Annotated in this window: 18 protein-coding genes; 6 read left to right on the top strand and 12 right to left on the bottom strand. The window is 57.6% G+C overall.

Annotated elements, in window-relative coordinates; translation table 11 throughout:
• Positions 1-107: 107 nt before the first annotated feature.
• The gene (locus ABLU73_RS24615) at positions 108-1,145 is read right to left on the bottom strand and encodes an oxidoreductase (RefSeq protein WP_049004487.1); all 1,038 of its coding nucleotides are present in this window, start codon (positions 1,143-1,145) and stop codon (positions 108-110) included.
• Between the two features lie 264 nt (positions 1,146-1,409).
• On the opposite strand from ABLU73_RS24615, the gene ABLU73_RS24610 reads away from it, so the two are divergent.
• Positions 1,410-2,051 (top strand): polymer-forming cytoskeletal protein, encoded by a 642-nt coding sequence (locus ABLU73_RS24610; RefSeq protein ID WP_160125030.1) that lies wholly within the window; start codon positions 1,410-1,412, stop codon positions 2,049-2,051.
• A 239-nt stretch (positions 2,052-2,290) separates the two neighbouring features.
• Positions 2,291-2,767 (top strand): N-acetyltransferase, encoded by a 477-nt coding sequence (gene yhhY, locus ABLU73_RS24605; protein WP_074195325.1) that lies wholly within the window; start codon positions 2,291-2,293, stop codon positions 2,765-2,767.
• An 89-nt stretch (positions 2,768-2,856) separates the two neighbouring features.
• Here the strand turns inward: yhhY and ggt are convergent, their stop codons facing one another.
• Positions 2,857-4,602 (bottom strand): gamma-glutamyltransferase, encoded by a 1,746-nt coding sequence (gene ggt, locus ABLU73_RS24600; RefSeq protein WP_348850478.1) that lies wholly within the window; start codon positions 4,600-4,602, stop codon positions 2,857-2,859.
• A 123-nt stretch (positions 4,603-4,725) separates the two neighbouring features.
• On the opposite strand from ggt, the gene ABLU73_RS24595 reads away from it, so the two are divergent.
• Entirely contained in the window at positions 4,726-5,046 is a 321-nt protein-coding gene (locus ABLU73_RS24595) for a DUF2756 family protein (protein ID WP_004202118.1), read from the top strand.
• A gap of 24 nt (positions 5,047-5,070) precedes the next feature.
• Here the strand turns inward: ABLU73_RS24595 and ugpQ are convergent, their stop codons facing one another.
• The 10 genes from ugpQ to livK form a co-directional block, all read right to left on the bottom strand.
• Entirely contained in the window at positions 5,071-5,811 is a 741-nt protein-coding gene (gene ugpQ / locus ABLU73_RS24590; protein WP_049093789.1) for a glycerophosphodiester phosphodiesterase, read from the bottom strand.
• Positions 5,808-6,878: a sn-glycerol-3-phosphate import ATP-binding protein UgpC gene (locus ABLU73_RS24585; RefSeq protein ID WP_017899977.1), complete on the bottom strand. Its 1,071-nt coding sequence runs from the start codon at positions 6,876-6,878 to the stop codon at positions 5,808-5,810. The genes ugpQ and ABLU73_RS24585 overlap by 4 nt, the downstream gene beginning before the upstream one ends.
• 1 nt (position 6,879) lies before the next feature.
• Positions 6,880-7,725 carry a sn-glycerol-3-phosphate ABC transporter permease UgpE gene (ugpE, locus tag ABLU73_RS24580; protein ID WP_004202115.1) on the bottom strand — a complete coding sequence of 282 codons (846 nt, stop codon included), beginning with the start codon at positions 7,723-7,725 and terminating at the stop codon, positions 6,880-6,882.
• Positions 7,722-8,609, bottom strand: coding sequence for a sn-glycerol-3-phosphate ABC transporter permease UgpA (gene ugpA, locus ABLU73_RS24575; RefSeq protein WP_004202113.1), 888 nt, complete (start codon positions 8,607-8,609; stop codon positions 7,722-7,724). Before ugpA ends, ugpE begins: the two co-directional genes overlap by 4 nt.
• A gap of 106 nt (positions 8,610-8,715) precedes the next feature.
• On the bottom strand, positions 8,716-10,032 hold the full coding sequence (gene ugpB, locus ABLU73_RS24570; RefSeq protein ID WP_004174008.1) for a sn-glycerol-3-phosphate ABC transporter substrate-binding protein UgpB: 1,317 nt from the start codon (positions 10,030-10,032) through the stop codon (positions 8,716-8,718).
• A gap of 271 nt (positions 10,033-10,303) precedes the next feature.
• Complete coding sequence (livF, locus tag ABLU73_RS24565; protein WP_004145133.1) at positions 10,304-11,017, bottom strand: high-affinity branched-chain amino acid ABC transporter ATP-binding protein LivF; 714 nt, start codon at positions 11,015-11,017, stop codon at positions 10,304-10,306.
• A gap of 1 nt (position 11,018) precedes the next feature.
• Positions 11,019-11,786: a high-affinity branched-chain amino acid ABC transporter ATP-binding protein LivG gene (livG, locus tag ABLU73_RS24560; protein WP_002920803.1), complete on the bottom strand. Its 768-nt coding sequence runs from the start codon at positions 11,784-11,786 to the stop codon at positions 11,019-11,021.
• Complete coding sequence (gene livM / locus ABLU73_RS24555) at positions 11,783-13,060, bottom strand: branched chain amino acid ABC transporter permease LivM (RefSeq protein WP_004202111.1); 1,278 nt, start codon at positions 13,058-13,060, stop codon at positions 11,783-11,785. The genes livG and livM overlap by 4 nt, the downstream gene beginning before the upstream one ends.
• Positions 13,057-13,983: a high-affinity branched-chain amino acid ABC transporter permease LivH gene (gene livH, locus ABLU73_RS24550; protein WP_002920807.1), complete on the bottom strand. Its 927-nt coding sequence runs from the start codon at positions 13,981-13,983 to the stop codon at positions 13,057-13,059. The genes livM and livH overlap by 4 nt, the downstream gene beginning before the upstream one ends.
• A gap of 61 nt (positions 13,984-14,044) precedes the next feature.
• Positions 14,045-15,154, bottom strand: coding sequence for a high-affinity branched-chain amino acid ABC transporter substrate-binding protein LivK (gene livK / locus ABLU73_RS24545; RefSeq protein WP_002920808.1), 1,110 nt, complete (start codon positions 15,152-15,154; stop codon positions 14,045-14,047).
• Positions 15,155-15,577: 423 nt separating this feature from the next.
• Here livK and panM point away from each other — a divergent pair, with 423 nt between their 5' ends.
• The 3 genes from panM (at position 15,578) to ABLU73_RS24530 (ending at position 18,865) form a co-directional block, all read left to right on the top strand.
• On the top strand, positions 15,578-15,961 hold the full coding sequence (gene panM / locus ABLU73_RS24540) for an aspartate 1-decarboxylase autocleavage activator PanM (RefSeq protein WP_048295678.1): 384 nt from the start codon (positions 15,578-15,580) through the stop codon (positions 15,959-15,961).
• A 312-nt stretch (positions 15,962-16,273) separates the two neighbouring features.
• Positions 16,274-16,816 carry a LemA family protein gene (locus tag ABLU73_RS24535; protein ID WP_043522571.1) on the top strand — a complete coding sequence of 181 codons (543 nt, stop codon included), beginning with the start codon at positions 16,274-16,276 and terminating at the stop codon, positions 16,814-16,816.
• Between the two features lie 3 nt (positions 16,817-16,819).
• Positions 16,820-18,865, top strand: a complete 2,046-nt coding sequence (locus ABLU73_RS24530; RefSeq protein ID WP_043522569.1) for a DUF2207 domain-containing protein — start codon at positions 16,820-16,822, stop codon at positions 18,863-18,865.
• Positions 18,866-19,025: the final 160 nt, after the last annotated feature.

The raw sequence follows: 19,025 nt of genomic DNA, 5'->3' as shown, positions 1-19,025 counted from the left end.
TGTTTTCGATGGAGTCAGTGTGGACCCATTTCGCCAACGATCATAGAGGGTGAAAATTGACTCCTCTGTTCAAAAAATATGAACAAGCGCAGAGGAGCCGATTGGGCTTATTTCACCAGGGTAATAGTGGCCGGTGATGGCTGCTCAAAGCCGCGCTGCAGGATCTCCATATTGGTAAGAACGTCAGATTCCTTGACGTAATTTGGCTGGCCGTTGACGAGGGTATCGTACAGCGCGTCGTATACCCGGCCATAGTCGCCGCTCTCCAGCGGGACCGCTTCGCGCACTGTCTCCCCCGCGTCGTTGACATACACCAGCTCGCCGACGCTGTCATCCGCGCCAAAGCCCGGCTCGCCCGGCATGATATTGGCTTTCAGACTGGTTTCCTGCTGGTCGATACCATATTTCACAAACGAGCCTTTATGGCCGTGGACGATGAATTTCGGGTAGTCGATCTGCACCAGATGGCTGGTCTTAACGATAGCCTTCAGATCGCCGTAGAACAGCTGGGCCTCAAAGGTATCGTCCGGGTTAGCTTTGTTGCGCAGCGAGCGCAGATCGTAAGCAACATGGTCCGGGCGGCCGAACAGCGAAATAATCTGGTCCAGGGTATGTACGCCAAGGCCATAGAACTCGCCGTTTTGCGGACCGCCAGGGTTGGTCTCCGCCAGCGGGCGGTAGTTGTCAAAATGGCTTTCGATCTCCACCAGTTCGCCAAGCTTGCCGCTCTCAATCACCTTCTTGGTGGTCAGGAAGCAGGAATCGAAGCGGCGGTTCTGGTAGGGCGTCACCGTCAGGCCTTTGCTGTTCGCCAGCGCAAACAGGGTTTTGGCTTCCTCCAGCGTCGGGGTGAACGGCTTTTCCACCAGCACATTTTTCCCCGCCTCCAGCGCCTTTTTCGCATATTCAAAATGGCTGTCGGCATGGGTGCAGACCACCACCAGCCTGACCTGCGGGTCGTTTAATACTTCATCGAGATCGCTGGTGAAATGGATGTGGGAATACTGCGGCGCCTGCTCTTCGGGCTTCGCCCGACGGCGGTAGATGTGCGCCACCTGCCAGCGGTCCTGGCGGTGTAATACGTAAGGAAGATGGTAGCGGGTGGTGCTTTTGCCGAAGCCAATAAATGCGCAGTGCAGAGTCATAACGCTGTCCTTAGTGAATGAGCTACCTTCAACCATAGCGCAAGCCGGGACATGACTTCATCCTCTCAGTCCGTTTTCCGTGAAGATTCGTCAAAAAAATAGGTAGTGCACTACTTATACGTAATTATTAATAACTAATTGATTAATAAGTGATTAAATCACCATTTTCCGGCTAAACCTCTTGATCTCAATGGCGAAACTGCGGATAAGTGGAGGGCAAACCAGGACGTTGCTGATGACTAACGGAGTAGCCAGCCGCTGCTAATGGACAAACAGTATCTCGCCTTAAACGGCGCCCTTTTTTTCTGGCTTCTCGCGCTGATCGCCTGGTCTGTCGATGCGATCGTGCCGGCGCGCCTGGCGGCCGCCTGCGCGCTGGTCGCCTTCCTCCTCTATAGCCAACGGAACAAGATTAACCCAATGTTTATTAAGAAAAATAAAACGGAACCCCAGACTTCAGAAGTGGTCACGCCTCCGGCAAATAACCCAGAATCCCCAACGGTCGCCAGTAAAAAACAAGAGACCACGGTCATCGCCAGCGGGGTGCATTTCGTTGGCAATATTGTCGCCAGCGGCCATGTCTACATTCACGGCCAGCTTACCGGCAACATTGAGGCTAAAGAACATCTGATTAAGGTGATGCGTGAAGGCCAGGTGGAGGGCAACATCAGCTGCCGGGAGCTGATTATTGACGGCAAGGTGCAGGGCCAGTGTCGCGGCGACAGTATCACCATTGAGGAGCATGGCAATTTGGATGGCACCCTCACCTATCGCTCGCTGGCGATTAAAAAGGGCGGCCTGTTCACCGGCAGCGCCGAGGTGCTGGCCGCGGCGGAAAGCAAAAGTCATCTCATCGGCCTGGTTGCGGAAGACGGCGTGACGTCCGCCAGGCCGCAAAGCGCCTGAGATTGCAGCAAAAAAAAAGCCAGCACCCGGCTGGCTAAAGTAATACTGGAAGCAATGTGAGCAATGTCGTGCTTTCAGGCTTTCCGCAGGGGTCTTCCTGAATGCAGGACAATAATAATCATTCTCATTCGCACTTGTCTATCTTTTTTTGCAAAAAACAACATTGACTCCCCGGCTGCCGTCAGAGATGGTGAAGGGGAATCAACCACCAAAAAGAGGATAAGGGAATGAGTGACATAGTGATACGCCATGCCGAACCGCGCGATGCTGAACCTTTACGTATGCTGATGGCGCACCCGGAGGTCTATCATGACACGCTACAGATCCCTTACCCCGCCATGGAAGCCTGGCAGGAGAAGCTACAGCCCAAACCCCATACCTTCCATCTGGTAGCGACGCTGGACGATCGGGTTACCGGGCATCTGTCGCTCCATGTCGAGCCGCGCCCTCGCCGCAGCCACGTTGCGACCTTTGGTATGGCGGTTTCAGCAGGCCATCAGGGCCGCGGTATCGGCAGCGCCCTGATGCGCGAGATGATCGACCTGTGCGATAACTGGCTGCGCGTTGACCGCATCGAGTTGACGGTGTTCGCCGATAACGAGCCAGCGATTGCGGCGTACAAAAAACACGGTTTTGAGATCGAAGGCACCGGCAAGCGTTACGCGCTGCGCAACGGTGAGTATGTGGATGCGTATTATATGGCGAGAATGAAGTAGCTTATTGCCGGGTGGCGGCTTCGCCTTACCCGGCCTATGTTCGTGCCGTGGTTGGCCCGGTAAGCGCAACAGCGCCACCGGGCAACATATCAATACCCCGCCGTTAAATCATCCGGCGAACGCGGATCGGAGGCACCATACAGCATCCCGTCCGGCCCCACCATAATGCTCTGGGTACTGCCCATCGCCTCTTTCAGCGCCACTTTCTGCCCCTTCGCCTCCAGCAGCTTCAGGGTATCCGGGCTAAAGCCTTTCTCCACCCGCAGCTCATCCGGCAGCCATTGATGGTGAAAACGCGGGGCGTTGGTGGCTTCTGCGACGTTCATCCCGAAATCGATGGTATTGACCACCATCTGCAGTACGGTGGTGATGATCCGGCTGCCCCCGGGACTGCCCGTCACCAGCCAGGTTTTGCCGTCTTTCACCACAATGGTCGGCGACATCGACGACAGCGGGCGTTTTTTCGGCTCCACCGCATTGGCGTCGCCGCCCACCAGGCCATAGACGTTAGGCACGCCGGGCTTCGCCGAGAAATCATCCATCTGGTTATTCAGCAGAATGCCGGAGTCGCCGGCCACAATGCCGGTACCGAAGGTGGTATTCAGCGTATAGGTCACCGCCACCGCATTGCCCTCTTTATCCACCACCGAGAAATGGGTGGTCTGGTTGCTTTCATAGGGCGCCAGTTTGCCCGGGCGGATCTGGCTGGAAGGCTTCGCCTTATTGACGTCGATCTCAGCGGCGATCGCTTTGGCGTAGGCTTTGCTGGTCAGCGCCTGCCACGGCACTTTGACGAAGTCAGGATCGCCGAGATATTCAGAGCGGTCGGCATAGGCGTGTTTCTCCGCCTCCGCCATCACCTGCATGGCGTCGGCGCTGCCAAAGCCATATTTCTGCAGATCGAAGTTTTCGAGGATATTGAGGATCTGCACGATGTGGATCCCGCCGGAAGACGGCGGCGGCATGGAATAAACCTCATACCCGCGATATTCGCCGCTAATCGGCGTGCGCTCCACCGCTTTATAGTTAGCGAGGTCAGCTTTGGTGATAAGCCCGCCGTGCTTTTTCATCTCCTCAGCAATCTGGTCGGCGATAGCGCCTTTATAGAAGGCATCCGGACCGTGCTCGGCAATCAGCTCGAGGCTTTTCCCCAGGTTCTTCTGTACCAGCCGGTCGCCCTTCTTTAGCGGCTCGCCGTTCTTCCAGAAGATCGCTTTGCTGTTTTCGTGCTGCGGGATCACTTCGCTGCCGTAGGTCTTCAGATCGTCCGCCAACGCATCGTTAACGATAAAGCCCTCTTCCGCCAGCTTAATCGCCGGGCGGATCACTTTGTTCAGCGGCATGGTGCCGTATTTTTCCAGGGCAAGAGAGAAACCGGCGACGCTGCCTGGCGTGCCGGAGGCGAGATGCGAGGTGAGCGATTTTTTACTGTCCGGGTTACCCTGATCGTCAAGGAACATGTCGCGCGTAGCCTGCTCCGGCGCCATTTCGCGGAAATCGATGGCCGTGATCTTGCCGTCTTTCGTACGCAGCAGCATAAAACCGCCGCCGCCGATATTCCCGGCCTGCGGATGGGTGACCGCCAGCGCGTAGCCGACCGCCACCGCCGCATCGACGGCGTTGCCGCCCTGGCGCAGAATGTCCACACCGACGCGGGTGGCCAGGGCATCCACCGAGGCCACCATCCCCTGTCGGGCGCGAACCGGGTGGAACACATCCTCCTCTACGCCATAAGAGACCGGCGGCGGCGGTGGCGGACTGGCGGCAACGGTAAAACTCCCGCCCGCCAGCAACGCAGCGATGACCACCTGACGCCAGATTGTTGTTTTTATCATTGTCTTACTCCTGATAGGTAGGTTTCATTCCCCGCTTAAGCCTGGTTGATAACTCCTAAAAAATCATTGTTATGGCGGATTCGAGGTACACTTAAGTGATCCCACACACGGGAGGAGAAAACCATGAAAGCGATGTTATTTCTGGCGGCGCTGATGCCGCTCGGCGTTTTAGCCCAGCCAATCAATATTGATAACAACCCCAATCAGCCGGGTTACGTGGTCCCCAGCCAGCAGCGCATGCAAAATGAGATGAAGGTGCAGCAACAGCAGCAGCAGAGCATGCTGAAGCAGAATCTGAACAATCAGACTCGCTCCCAGCAGCAGCATCTGCAAAACCAGCTGCAGACCAATCAGCAGCGTGCCGCACAGGGCGGGAATATCAATCCGCCGCAGCAGGTACTGCCGAACAATAATGGAGGGATGCTGCGGCAGACCAACCCGTAAAGGCCAGCCGCCGCGCAGTGGATATTAAGGCTGGAAATCCGGCCCGATGACGTCAATGGCATCGGTGCAGATGCAGTCTACGCCCCAGCGCAGCAGCTCGGCGGCGCGCTGGGGTTTGTTAACGGTATACACCAGGATATGCAGGCCGGCCTGTTTCAGGCTTGCCACCCGCCCGGCGTCCAGCAGCTTGTGGTTGAGGTGAATGGACACGCAGCCCAGCCGGGTGGTCAACTCCCGCCAGTCATCGCGCCACTCATCCAGCAGCAGCCCGCGCGGCAGCTCGGGAGCGGCATCCTGCGCCGCCTCCAGGGCATCGATTTCAAACGACGACAGCAGCGGCGCGGTCATTCCCGCCCACAGCTCCCGTGCCGCCAGGGCCACCACGTTGCCGGTCTGCGGCCCAAGGCCAGTGGTCGGTTTAATTTCGATATTCGCCATCATGCCGTGACGGCGGCAGCGCTCCGCCACCTGGGAGAGCAGCGGCAGCGGCTCGCCCTTAAATTCACGGCTGAACCAGCTGCCAGCATCGACCTTCAGCAGATCGTCCCATGGCAGCTCCCCCGCCACGCCCCAGCCGTTGCTGGTGCGTTCGAGATTATCGTCATGCAGCAGAAAGATCTGCCCGTCCTTTGACAGCTTGGCGTCAAATTCAATCATCGTATGCCCGTAGCGGGCGCCAACATCGATAGCCGCCAGGGTGTTCTCCGGCGCCAGTTTACCGCCGCCGCGATGGGCGACGATACGGGGATAAGGCCAGTTACTCATGCGCGTTGTCCTGTTTCACCATCAAAGAGGTGCAGATGTTCCAAAGGCAGATGCAGCCATAGCGTGCTGCCTGCCGCCGGACGCTGCTGGTGCGGCAGTCTGACCACCAGCTTCTGTTCGCCCCAGCGCCCGTGGGCGAGGTTATCGGCACCTAAAATTTCCAGGGTGTCCATCAGCAGCGGAATGCCACCTTGCGCCTGCGAGCTTAAGATAAAATGCTCCGGGCGGATACCGAGCGTCATTTTACGCCCGGCGTGGCGCCGATGCTCATGATTCGTCGGCAGCTGCATGCCGCCCGCCAGCTCAAAGCGACCGCCGTCATCGCTGATGCGCCCTTCCAGCAGGTTCATGGCCGGGCTGCCGATAAAGCTCGCCACAAAGCGGCTGGCCGGTTTCTCATATACTTCGACCGGGGTGCCGATCTGCTCGGCAACGCCTTTGTTCATCACCATCACCCGCTGGGCGAGGGTCATCGCCTCCACCTGGTCATGGGTAACGTACAGCGAGGTGGTTTTCAGGCGGCGATGCAGCTGCTGCAGCTCAAGACGCATCTGCACGCGCAGCTTGGCGTCGAGGTTTGACAACGGTTCGTCGAAGAGGAATACCGCCGGGTCGCGCACGATGGCGCGGCCCATCGCCACGCGCTGGCGCTGGCCGCCGGAGAGCTCGCGCGGGCGGCGCTTGAGCAGGCCGTCCAGCTCAAGAATACGCGCCGCCTCCTGCACCCGGTCGGCGATCAATCCCTTACCCATGCCGCGGATCTTCAGCCCCCACGCCATGTTCTCTTCCACGCTCATATGCGGATAAAGGGCATAGTTCTGGAACACCATGGCGATACCGCGATCCTTCGGCTCCATCTCGGTCACCCGCTTGCGGTCGATCCAGATATCGCCGCTGGTCACCCGCTCCAGTCCGGCGACCATCCGCAGCAGCGTAGATTTCCCGCAGCCCGACGGGCCGACCATAACGATAAATTCCCCGTCCGCCACGTCCAGCGTCAGCGGTTGAATCACCTGGGTTTTGCCATCCCAGCTTTTGCTTACTGCCTGTAGTTTTAAACCAGCCATTTTATTTCTCACTATCGACCAGGCCACGCACAAACGCGCGCTGCATGGCTAAAACGATGACAACCGGCGGGATCAGGGTCAGCAGCATCGCCGCCATCACCTGATTCCACTGGGTAGTACCTTCGCCGGTGGCGATCATGCCTTTGATGCCGGCGACGGCGGTGCCAAGATTCACATCCTGAATAATCAGCAACGGCCACAGATACTGGTTCCAGCCGTAGATAAAGGTGATGACGAACAGCGCCGCGAGGTTGGTTTTCGACAGCGGCAGCACGATGTCGCGAAAAAAGCGCATCGGCGAAGCGCCATCGATACGCGCCGCTTCAATCAGCTCGTCCGGCAGGGTCATAAAGAACTGGCGGAACAGGAAGGTGGCGGTGGCCGAGGCCATTAGCGGCAGCGTAAGCCCGGCATAGCTGTCGAGCATGTTGAGATTGGCGATCACTTCCACCGTCGGGAAAATACGCACCTCGACCGGCAGCATGAGGGTGATAAAGATCAGCCAGAAGAACAGGTTACGCAGCGGAAAGCGGAACCATACGATGGCGAACGCCGAAAGCATCGACACCACGATTTTGCCCACCGTAATGGCGAACGCCATGATGAAGCTGTTGAGCATCATCAGCCAGAACGGCGCGCTGTTGACGCCGACGCCGTTCACCCAGATGGTCTTCATGTTCTCCAGCAGATGTCCGCCGGGGATCAGCGTCATCGGCGTTTCGAACACCGATTGGTTATCCAGCGTCGCCGCCACGAAGGCAACATACAGCGGGAATAAAATGACGGCGATGCCCAAAATCAGCATGGTGTGGCTGAAAATCGTCAGCCCGCGACGGTTCTCAATCATTGGTAACGCACCTTACTTTCAACGTAACGGAACTGCACCACCGTCAGGATAATGACGAGGAACATCAGCACCACCGACTGCGCGGCGGAAGCGGAAAGATCGAGCCCGGCGAAACCTTCGCGATAGATTTTGTAAATCAGGGTGGTGGTCGCCTGCACCGGCCCGCCGGCGGTGGCAGCATCGATCACCGGGAAGGTGTCGAAGAAGGCGTAAACCAGGTTGACCACCAGCAGGAAGAAACTTACCGGCGCAATCAGCGGCAGCGCCAGCTTGAAGAAGCGGCGGATTGGTCCGGCGCCGTCGATGGCAGCGGCCTCAACCAGCGAACGCGGGATCGACTGCAGCGCGGCGAAGAAAAACAGGAAGTTGTAACTTATCTGCTTCCATACCGAGGCAAAGACCACCAGGAACATCGCCTGGCCGCTGTTCTGCGCGTGGTTCCAGTCGTAGCCCAGCTCGCCAAGGAAGTGAGTGATCAGCCCGCGCCCGGGGTTAAAGAGGAAGATCCACAGCACCGCCGCGACGGCGGGGGCCACGGCGTACGGCAGCAGCATCAGCGTTTGATAAAAGCGGCTGCCGCGCACCACATAGTCGACCAGCGCGGCAAAAAACAGCGAAATGAGCAGGCCGCTGACGGTCACCAGGGTGCTGAATTTTATGGTGGTCCAAAATGAGTCCAGATAGTACGGGTCATGGAACAGCGCAACGAAGTTATCCAGGCCGACGAACTGGCTGGAGAGGCCAAACGGGTCGACGCTCTGTAGCGAATACCACAGCGCTTCGCCCGCGGGCCAGATAAAGAAAATCAGCGTGATAATCAGCTGCGGCGCGACCAGCACGTAGGGCAGCCAGCGCGAGCGGAATACCGGACGGGATGATGACATGGAGATTGGGTTCCTGAACAATGCCGGGTGGCGGCTACGCCTTACCCGGCCTACATAGGGCACATCGTAGGCCCGGTAAGCGCAGCGCCACCGGGCAAGTTACAGATTACGATTTGGTCGCTTGTTCGAAGCGGCGCAGCAGCTGATTCCCACGCTGAACGGCGGAATCCAGCGCCTGTTGCGGGGTTTTCTTGCCGGTCCACACGCTCTCCAGCTCTTCATCGACGATGGTGCGGATTTGCGGCATGTTGCCCAGGCGCAGGCCTTTGGTGAACGGCAACGGCGGCTTGTTCAGCATCTGGCGGGTGGCGATATCGGCGCCCGGGTTCTTATCATAGAAGCCCTGCTGACGGGTCAGATCGTAGGCCGCGGTGGTGATCGGCAGATAGCCGGTTTTCTGGTGCCACTCGGCGGCGTTTTCCGGTTTGGTCAGGAAGTCGAGGAACTTCGCCACGCCGGTGTAGGTCTCTTTGTCTTTGCCCTGCATCACCCACAGGCTGGCCCCGCCAATGATAGCGTTCTGCGGCGCGCCTTTCACATCGGCATCGTAAGGCATCATGCCGACGCCGTAGTTAAATTTGGCGTACTGGCGGATATCGGCCAGCGAGCCGGACGAGGCAGTGGTAATGGCACAATCGCCGTTATAGAACTTTTCAGTGGACTCGTCTTTACGCCCGAAGTAGCTGAAATCGCCCTTCTTGTTCATCTCTTCGAGCAGCGCGATATGCTTCACCTGCTCCGGCTTATTGAACTCAAGAACCGCGTCGGTGCCGTCAAAGCCATTATTTTTCGTCGCCACCGGCAGACCATGCCAGGCGCTGAAGTTCTCGATCTGGATCCAGCCCTGCCAGCCGCTGGCGTAGCCGCACTTCATCCCGGCAGCTTTCAGCTTCGCGGTGTAGGCCGCCAGATCCTGCCAGGTCTTTGGCGGCTGCTCTGGATCTAAACCGGCTTTTTTGAAGGCGTCTTTATTGTAGTACAGCACCGGGGTGGAGCTGTTAAACGGCTGGGAGAGCAGATGGCCGGTTTTCGAATCGGTGTAATACCCGGCGACCGTCGGCACAAACTGCGATTCATCAAACTTGATGCCCGCCTCGCTAAACACCTGGTAGACCGGCTTAATGGCTTTCGACGCCATCATGGTGGCGGTGCCCACTTCATACACCTGCAGGATCGCCGGCGCGTTGCCGGTACGGAAGGCGGCGATACCGGCGCTCAGGCTCTGTTCATAGTTGCCCTTGTATACCGGAACGATTTTGTAATCAGGATTGGCCGCGTTAAAGCGTTGCGCCAGAGAATCCACTTCTTTACCCAGTTCGCCTTCCATTGAGTGCCAGAACGGGATGGTGGTAACCGCCAGGGCCTGACCGGCAAAAGCCAGGCTCAGCGCCAGTCCTAAAGCTGTATGTCGTAACGATATCATCGGTTATCTCTCTTGTTGTGCCGGATGCGCGATTTCACGCGTTTTATGCTCGCGGGGTAACATGACATGTTCGAATTACAGAAAAATAACTTTTTTATTACAAAAAAAAGATAGTAACGGGTCAGAGAGATGACAAGCCGATGAAAGGACGGGGGAAGTAAAGTGGGAGCTGAGACACGGATAATAGTTGTGCGATCGGCTCCCGGGGTCGGCGCAAGCGCCTCGCCCGGGCTACAAACCGGCGAACTGAACGACGCCGGGTTGCGATGAATTAACCGCCGAGATAGGCGCTACGCACCGCCTCGTTGGCCAGCAGCGCGTCGCCGGTATCCTCCAGCACCACGTGACCGTTCTCCAGCACGTAGCCGCGGTCGGCCAGCTTCAGCGCCTGGTTGGCGTTCTGCTCGACGAGGAAGATAGTCATCCCCTGCTCGCGCAGTTGCTCAATGGTATCGAAGATCTGCTGAATAATGATCGGCGCCAGCCCTAATGACGGTTCATCCAGCAGCAGCAGACGCGGCTGGCTCATCAGAGCGCGACCGATCGCCAGCATCTGCTGTTCGCCGCCGGACATGGTGCCGGCGCGCTGGATACGGCGCTCGTGCAGACGCGGAAACAGCTCATACACCCATTTGATGCGGGTCTGGAACTGATCGCGGTCGGCAAAAAAACCGCCCATCGCCAGGTTCTCTTCCACCGTCATACGCGAAAAGACGCGCCGCCCTTCCGGGACGATCGCCACCGCCTCACGCATGATCTTCGCCGTCTGCCAGTCGGTAATATCCTTACCGTCAAAGACAATGCGCCCGCTGGAGGCGCGCGGATCGCCGCACAGCGTGCCGAGCAGGGTGGTTTTCCCCGCGCCGTTGGCGCCGATAAGCGTCACAATCTCGCCCTGTTTGATATGCAGGCTGACGTTGTGCAGCGCCTGAATCTTGCCGTAGTGGGCGCTGACGTTGTCAAAAGTTAACATCGCGTTTTCCATCTTATGCCTCACCAAGGTATGCGCGGATCACGTCCGGGTTATTACGAATCTCTTCCGGCGTCCCGTTGGCCAGCGGTGTCCCCTGGTTCACGACGTAGATACGATCGGAAATGCCCATCACCAGCTTCATATCGTGTTCGATAAGCAGGATGGTGGTGTTGTGATGGTTACGCAGCTCGGCGATAAGCTCGTCCAGCTCTTTGGTCTCTTTCGGGTTCAGCCCCGCCGCGGGTTCATCGAGCATCAGAATTTCCGGCTGGGTCACCATGCAGCGGGCAATCTCCAGCCGGCGCTGGTCGCCATAGGCCAGGTTGCTGGCCTGGCGGTTAGCGTGCTCCAGCAGGCCGATACGCTCCAGCCAGGTGGCCGCGCGATCCAGCGCTTCGCTCTGCGCCCGACGGAAGGCCGGCGTTTTCAGCAGACCGGAGAAGAGTCCGGTTTTCAGCTGCTGATGTTGCGCCACCAGCAGGTTTTCAATCACCGTCATTTCGCGGAACAGACGCACGTGCTGGAAGGTCCGCACCACGCCCATCCGGGCAATCTGCTGGCCCGGCAGCCCTTCCAGATGCTGGTCGCGCAGCAGAATGGTGCCGCCGGTAGGCTTGTAGAAACCGGTCAGGCAGTTAAAGACCGTGGTCTTCCCGGCGCCGTTGGGGCCGATCAGCGAGACGATCTCGCGCTCTCTGAGCTCCAGCGACACATTGTTGACGGCCAGCAGACCGCCGAAACGCATCATCAGGCCGCTGACGGATAATAATGGCTGACTCATGCCTGCTCTCCTTTCGCCTGACCGTTTTTCAGCTTCAACTGCACGCGCGTCATTGGCAGAAGCCCCTGCGGACGCCAGATCATCATCAGCACCATCAGGCCGCCGAGCATTAACATGCTGTATTCGTTAAAGTCACGCATCAGCTCACGCGACACCACCAGCAGAATAGCCGCCAGGATCACCGCGAACTGCGAGCCCATCCCGCCCAGCACGACGATCGCCAGTACGAAGGCGGACTCGGCGAAGGTAAAGGATTCCGGACTGACGAAACCCTGGCGCGCGGCGAACAGCGTCCCGGCAAAGCCGGCAAACGCGGCGCTGATGGTAAAGGCGGTCAGCTTAATGCGCGTCGGGCTCAGGCCCAGCGAACGACAGGCGATTTCATCTTCACGCAGCGCTTCCCACGCCCGCCCCAGCGGCATCCGCAGCAGGCGGTTGATAACGAACAGGCTCAGCACCACCAGCAGCAGCGCCACCAGGTAGAGGAAAATCACCCGGTCGGAGGGATCGTATTTGACGCCGAAGAAGTTGCTGAAGGTATCCCAGCCGCCTTCGCGGGCGCTACGGCTAAATTCGAGGCCAAAGAAGGTCGGTTTCGGGATCTGGCTGATGCCGTTCGGCCCGCCGGTGATTTCGGTATTGTTGAGCAGCAGAATACGCACGATCTCGCCGAAGCCTAAGGTCACGATCGCCAGGTAGTCGCCGCGCAGACGCAGTACCGGGAAACCGAGCAGGAAGCCAGCCGCCGCGGAGACCAGGCCGGCCAGCGGCAGACAGGTCCAGAAACCAAGACCGTAATAGTGGTTCAGCAGCGCGAAAGTGTAGGCGCCGATGGCGTAGAACCCGCCGTAGCCCAGCACCAGCAGGCCGGAAAGCCCGACCACCACGTTCAGCCCGAGACCGAGGATGATATAGATCATCGTCAGGGTGGCGATATCCACCGTGCCGCGCGACACCATAAACGGCCAGGCCACGGCAATGACCAGCAGGGCGATCAGGAACAGCTTCTGCTTCACCGTTGAGCCGTCAATCGCCGGCATAATAAACTTCGGCCCGGAGACGTTCTTAACCGCTTTCTGGAACAGCGGCCGCAGCAGCTGGAAGAAAAAGACCACCGCGGTGCCGATGAAGATCCACTGCCAGCGAATATCGGCGGCGGTATCCACCACCAGCTTAGTGCCGTTCAGCTCCAGCTGCACGCCCATAAAGACGCCCGCCAGAATGAAGAACATCGCAGCAGAGAGCAGCGCCATTGCAATTTGCATCGGTTTCATACTTTTTCCACCTCCGGGCGGCCCAGAATGCCGGTCGGCATTACTAACAGCACCAGAATCAGCAGCGCGAAGGAAACCACGTCCTTATATTCAGTGCTGAGATAGGCAGAAGAGAGCGCTTCGGCAATCCCCAGGATCAGGCCGCCGATCATCGCGCCCGGAATACTGCCGATACCGCCGAGCACGGCGGCGGTGAAGGCCTTCATCCCGGCCATAAAGCCGATGTAGGGGTTAATCACGCCGTAGAACTGCCCCAGCAGCACGCCGGCCACCGCCGCCATCGCTGCGCCGATGACAAAGGTCAGGGCGATAACGCGGTCGGTGTTAATCCCGAGCAGGCTGGCCATTTTCAGGTCTTCGGCACAGGCACGGCAGGCGCGTCCCATCCGCGAGTAGCGAATGAACAGCGTCAGGGCCAGCATGGCGATAAAAGTTACCACCCAGATCACCAGCTGCATGGTGGTGATCGTCGCGGAGAAGCTGTCGCTGTGGCCGACGACCCACTGGCCGTTAAACAAGCTCGGCAGCGCCACGTCGCGGGAGCCCTGGGTCAGGCTGACGTAGTTCTGCAGGAAGATAGACATCCCGATAGCGGAGATCAGCGCAATCAGACGTTTGGAGTTACGCACCGGCCGATAGGCCACGCGCTCAATGCTCCAGCCGTAGGCGCTGGCAATCACAATGGCGCCCACGAAGCCGGCGGCGACCAGCAGCCAGCTGGTGTCGATGCCCATCATCATCAGCGCGGCGATGATCATGAAGGAGACATAGCTGCCAATCATATAGACCTCGCCGTGGGCGAAGTTGATCATGCCGATAATGCCGTACACCATCGTATAGCCGATGGCGATCAGCGCATAGGTACTGCCCAGCGTGACGCCGTTAAACATCTGCTGCAGAAAATAGAGAAACTGCTCGGACATAAGGTAACCTTTTTCAAACCGCCCGCGGTTCGCGGGCGGAGGGATAACTCATCTTCAGCGCTTATTTCGCCGCGCTCGAAGAGCCGTCGGCGTGCCACTGGAAGACACCAAACTCAAATCCCTTCAGATCGCCTTTTTCATCCCAGGTCAGCGGCCCAATCACGGTTTTCGCCCCGTGCGCTTTCAAATCTTTGATTAAATCCAGCGGCTGCTGGCTGCCGGTTCTGTCCATCGCCTGCGCCAGCGACTGAACCGCGGCGTAAGTGATCCAGACATACGGCCCGCTCGGATCTTTCTTCTCCGCTTTCAGCGCGTTGACGATGGCGCTGTTGGCAGGGTCCTGATCGTAGCGTTTTGGCATTGTCACCAGCATCCCTTCCGCCGCGGCGCCCGCGATATTGGACAGCGAGGCGTTGCCGACCCCTTCCGGCCCCATAAACACGGTTTTCAGCCCAACGGAGCGCGCCTGGCGCAGCATCTGACCCATTTCCGGGTAGTAACCGCCGTAGTAGACGAAGTCGATGTTCTCTTTCTTCAGGCGCGCCAGCAGGGCGGAAAAATCTTTTTCACCCGCGGTGATGCCGTCAAAGAAGACGATGTTGGCCCCGGCTTTTTTCAGGTTGTCCTGCACCGAACGCGCCAGCCCTTCGCCGTACTGCTGCTTGTCATGAATGATGGCGATACGCTGCGGTTTCACTTTCTCGACGATATATTTCGCCGCGGTCGGCCCCTGCGAGGAGTCGAGGCCGGCGGTACGCATGATGTACTGATAGCCGCGCTGGGTCAGCTCCGGGTTGGTCGCTCCCGGGGAGATCATCAGGATGCCTTCATCCTCATAGATATCGGAAGCCGGCTGGGTGGAAGAGGAGCACAGGTGGCCGATAACGTACTGAATACCGTCGTTGACGATTTTGTTGGCTACCGCGACCGCTTGCTTCGGATCGCAGGCGTCGTCGTATTCGACGGCCACCAGCTTGTCGCCCTTAATGCCGCCGCTGGCGTTGATGTCTTTAATCGCCTGACGCGCGCCATTGAACTCCATGTCGCCCCACTGGGCCACTGGGCCCGACATCGCGCCGACCACGGCGACCTTAATATCCTTGGCCATCGCCGCGTGCGACATCGCTAATGCGACAATGCCCGCGACGATGGTTTTCGCGTTCCTTTTCATGCTGCAGAACCCCGTTCGTGATGTGGTGTAAATGTTTTGTATTTTTATGGTTAAAAAGCATTCTGTGCTTTTATTAAACAACGCCATTTTTACCATTGAGTTTAATGGTTTAGCGCAGCTTTTCACTAAAAAACAGATTAAAATCTCTATTTTTCAGTCGATTAAGCAAAGATAATATTCTGTATTTTGCTGAAGATAAACAAAAAAAAGTCCATGCGGCAGCATAAAATAACGATACATAAGGCGGAATAAAACGCTGCACATTAGGTTAAAATTCTGCTTATTTTTCGATCCATGACGGATTGCGCTACCCCAACAACGCCAGGAAAACGAATCCCCTGATGTATGCGCAAAAAACAGCGCTCCGCCAGACAGCAATTTTGGGTACACTGGCGCCTCTGTTTTGCACTGGACTTGCCGCCCATGAAACTGACCATTATCCGTTTACAGCACTTCAGCGATCAGGATCGCATTGATCTGGGAAAAATCTGGCCGTCGCAGGATCTGTCGACGCTGACCCTTGATGAAAACCATCGTCTCTACGCCGCCCGCTTTAACGAGCGCCTGCTGGGCGCCGTGCGCGTTACCCTGCGCGGCGTTGAAGGTGAGCTCAGCGATCTGTGCGTGCGTGAAGTGACCCGCCGCCGCGGCGTCGGGCAATATTTAGTGGAAGAGACGTTGCGTGATAACCCGGCCATCAAAAGCTGGCGCGTCGCCGACCAAGGGGTGGAGGACCGCGGCGTGATGGCGGCCTTTATGCAGGCGCTCGGCTTTAGCGCCCAGCAGACCGGTTGGGAAAAGCATTAAGAAAAGCGTTCGTCAGGTAACACAGCGCTTGTTTGTTGCCTCCCGGCAACGGAATAAAGCCCAGCCGCGGGTGAACGGCTGGGCTTGTTTATTTCATACTGCGACGATAATGCCATGGTGCCCCGAACGTGAAACTGCGGATTGTCCTGTCAGATATCCGCCAGGACAAAGGCTCGCGTGATATTTCAGAATTTAATCTGCAAGCACAGTTTCTCCTGGCGTTTCACGTGCGGTAAGATTCGCTGACGCGTAAAATTGCGCAGAAAGTATTCAGCGCAACGCGATCATCAGCAGTCAACATGGAATAAACATATGGAAATGTATATCGGGCTGGCTATTGTCGCCGTGATCCTTATCTGGGCGATCTTCACCTATAACCGTTTTATCTCTCTACGCCGTTTCAAAGATGAAGCCTGGAGTGGCATTGCCGTCCAGCTCAAGCGCCGTCACGATCTGGCGCCCAATCTGTTCAGTCTGGTCAAACGCTATGCGCAGCACGAAAAAGAGCTGCTGGAAGAGATCGGCCGCCAGCGCAGCGTCCTGATCGGCAATCCCCGACAGGTGGCCGACAGCGAGCAGCAATATGCCGGAACGTTGAGTCGTATCTTCGCCCTGGCGGAAGCCTATCCGGAACTCAAAGCCAGCGAAAATTTCCTCTCGCTGCAGCAATCCCTTGGCGAAATAGAAGAACAGCTGCAAATGGCCCGCCGTTACTTCAACGCCACGGTCCGTGAGTTTAATATTCTGGTGGAGTCTTTCCCCAGCCTGCTGCTGGCCCGCCTGTTTAGCTTCAGGGCGGAACTGTTCTTTGAACTGGAGTCCCCTGAAGAAGCCAAATTGCCGCGGATGGAGTGACCTATGTCCACCTGGTCCATGCGGATACTGCGCAGTATTGGCCTGTTGCTGCTGCTGTTGAGCATCTCTGGCTTAGCCGTCAGCGACGATAACGCTATCACCGAGGCGTCGCCACTCCCGGCCAATGTCCGCCGGGTTCCCGCGTATGAACATATTCTCTTTTTCGATTCCCTGGCGCGTTTTCAGCCAAACGGCAGCATGGAGATGCGGGAAAATATCACCGTGCTGTCCCTCGGAAAGGAGATTCGTCGAGGCATTTTCCGCACGCTACCTCTCTCCTGGCACCGGCAGGACGGCAAAATTTTTAGCGTTGATTACGTCATCAAATCGGTCTCACGCAATGGACTCCCTGAACCCTACAGCCTCGATCGCACGACAAAAGCGCTGACCGTGCGCATTGGCAGCGCCGATCGCACCCTGAAGCCAGGTATTTATAACTATGAAATTCGCTATCAGGTTAGCAACCATTTCAGCCGCTTCCATGACTGGGATGAGCTGTACTGGAACGTGACGGGCAACGACTGGAGCTGGCCAATCGGGAAAGCCCGTTTCCAGCTTGTACTGCCTGACGCCGCCGGGCAGCTGAATGCGGATGGCAGAGATGCAAGGTTGCGCACCATTGATGTTTACACTGGTCGTCAGGGGGCGAAAGACCACCATGCGATCATCCTGCCTGATGGCAGCATACAAACTTCCCGCCCCCTTGCCACCGGCGAAGGGCTAACCGTGGTCTATACCTGGCCTCGAGATATTCTGGCAGGCGCCGCCGCGCCCGAAGCGGTCTGGCCGTTGGTCCATTTACTGGTGCCGACGCTGGCCACCAGTATTATCTGGCTTCCCCTGCTACTGCTTGTTGGCTACTACTGGCTGTGGTGGCGCAAAAACGTCATCGCGGCGGGGTTAAAAATGCCGCCGGTGACGCCGCTATTTTCGCTGCCCGCCGCGATGTCGCCAGGCTATCTGCGCTTTATTACGCAACGTAAGTATGATGATGTGGCATTCAGTAGCGATTTGCTGGGACTGGTTGCCAAACGAGCAATCAGATTAACGAGTAAAAAAAGCCAAACCAAAGGCGCGTGGTCTTCATCCCCTGTTGATGAGCAGTGGCTTTCCCGTCAGCCAGACGAAAAACATAAGCCGCTGAACCCCAATGAAAAGCAGTTGATGAGCCTGCTTTTCAGCGCTAAACGTAAGAACATCAATCTCAGTACGCCGCATCAAACGTTGATGCAAAACGCGCGCAGATGGCTGGAAAAATGTTGTGAAGAGCAGAAATCGCAGCTGTGCCGGACATGGGGTAAACCGCTGCGTCATTGTATTTATATTGCTCTGCTGATCCCGATCGTTTGCGGCATCGGATTTAGCCCGGCGGCGGCGGCGCTCACCGTTCCCTGTCTGCTGTTTGTATCGGTCGGCGGGGTGATGACGTATTTGTGCCTGAGGTTTTTACGCAATCCGATGAAAACCCTGCGTAGTTTGGGACCAGTGATGATCCTGATGGCGCTGGTATTTAGCCCTTTCGCCACCGTGGCGGGCGGTGTTTTCCTGCTTGGCATGCTACCCCTCACCCAACTTCCTGCCGGCTATCCTGGCGCCTTGTTAACCGCCATCGCACTGTGCGCGTTCGTCGCCTGGAAAACACCTCGCTATACGCAGAAGGGGTTAAACGATCTGGCCGTCGCCAAGGGCTTGAAGCTGTATATTAAAACCGCCGAAGAGAAGCGTTATCAGACACTTTATCCACCTGACCAGATGGTCGCTCACTTTGAAAGCCTGCTGCCGGTCGCTCTGGCGCTCGGCGTAGGAAAGACCCTGGCGAACACTTTTTCCCGATATTTAAGCAGCACCGGCGCGATGTCGGAAGTGTTAGCGCAGGCAGACTGGCAGGATATGCATCATTTCTACCAGAGCTGTCATTCCGCCGCCGGCGAGAAGCCGGTGCAGCGTTCAGAGGGTGACTCGTCAGGGTCGGGCTATAGCGGTTCCGGCTCTTCCGGTGGCGGATCGTCAGGCGGCGGTTCCGGTGGTGGTGGCGGCGGTGGCTGGTAAGAGAAGGCCGGATAGCATTTATCCGGCCAACACATCTGGGGCGTGAAAGGCGCCCCACCCATTTAACCCAGCATTTCGCGTGGCAAAAAGGCGTCAAGACCCGACATCCCCGGGAGCTTACATCAGTAAGTGACCGGGGTTGAGGGCCGCAGACAACGCA

The sequence above is a fragment of the Klebsiella sp. GG_Kp175 genome, from assembly GCF_040062325.1.
GTDB classification, from domain to species: Bacteria; Pseudomonadota; Gammaproteobacteria; order Enterobacterales; family Enterobacteriaceae; genus Klebsiella; species Klebsiella quasipneumoniae.
Note: the sequence above shows the minus strand (reverse complement) of the source record. Positions and strands in the feature narration are given on the sequence as shown.

Bases quoted from the DNA above. Each gene is read 5' to 3' on its own strand.
- ABLU73_RS24535 (WP_043522571.1), top strand. From the start codon at position 16,274: ATGGAAATGTATATCGGGCTGGCTATTGTCGCCGTGATCCTTATCTGG.
- ABLU73_RS24530 (WP_043522569.1), top strand. From the start codon at position 16,820: ATGTCCACCTGGTCCATGCGGATACTGCGCAGTATTGGCCTGTTGCTG.
- ugpA (WP_004202113.1), bottom strand. From the start codon at position 8,609: ATGTCATCATCCCGTCCGGTATTCCGCTCGCGCTGGCTGCCCTACGTG.
- livF (WP_004145133.1), bottom strand. From the start codon at position 11,017: ATGGAAAACGCGATGTTAACTTTTGACAACGTCAGCGCCCACTACGGC.
- panM (WP_048295678.1), top strand. From the start codon at position 15,578: ATGAAACTGACCATTATCCGTTTACAGCACTTCAGCGATCAGGATCGC.
- ggt (WP_348850478.1), bottom strand. From the start codon at position 4,602: ATGATAAAAACAACAATCTGGCGTCAGGTGGTCATCGCTGCGTTGCTG.
- livM (WP_004202111.1), bottom strand. From the start codon at position 13,060: ATGAAACCGATGCAAATTGCAATGGCGCTGCTCTCTGCTGCGATGTTC.
- livG (WP_002920803.1), bottom strand. From the start codon at position 11,786: ATGAGTCAGCCATTATTATCCGTCAGCGGCCTGATGATGCGTTTCGGC.
- livH (WP_002920807.1), bottom strand. From the start codon at position 13,983: ATGTCCGAGCAGTTTCTCTATTTTCTGCAGCAGATGTTTAACGGCGTC.
- ABLU73_RS24615 (WP_049004487.1), bottom strand. From the start codon at position 1,145: ATGACTCTGCACTGCGCATTTATTGGCTTCGGCAAAAGCACCACCCGC.
- ugpE (WP_004202115.1), bottom strand. From the start codon at position 7,725: ATGATTGAGAACCGTCGCGGGCTGACGATTTTCAGCCACACCATGCTG.
- ABLU73_RS24610 (WP_160125030.1), top strand. From the start codon at position 1,410: ATGGACAAACAGTATCTCGCCTTAAACGGCGCCCTTTTTTTCTGGCTT.
- ABLU73_RS24585 (WP_017899977.1), bottom strand. From the start codon at position 6,878: ATGGCTGGTTTAAAACTACAGGCAGTAAGCAAAAGCTGGGATGGCAAA.
- ABLU73_RS24595 (WP_004202118.1), top strand. From the start codon at position 4,726: ATGAAAGCGATGTTATTTCTGGCGGCGCTGATGCCGCTCGGCGTTTTA.
- livK (WP_002920808.1), bottom strand. From the start codon at position 15,154: ATGAAAAGGAACGCGAAAACCATCGTCGCGGGCATTGTCGCATTAGCG.
- ugpB (WP_004174008.1), bottom strand. From the start codon at position 10,032: ATGATATCGTTACGACATACAGCTTTAGGACTGGCGCTGAGCCTGGCT.
- ugpQ (WP_049093789.1), bottom strand. From the start codon at position 5,811: ATGAGTAACTGGCCTTATCCCCGTATCGTCGCCCATCGCGGCGGCGGT.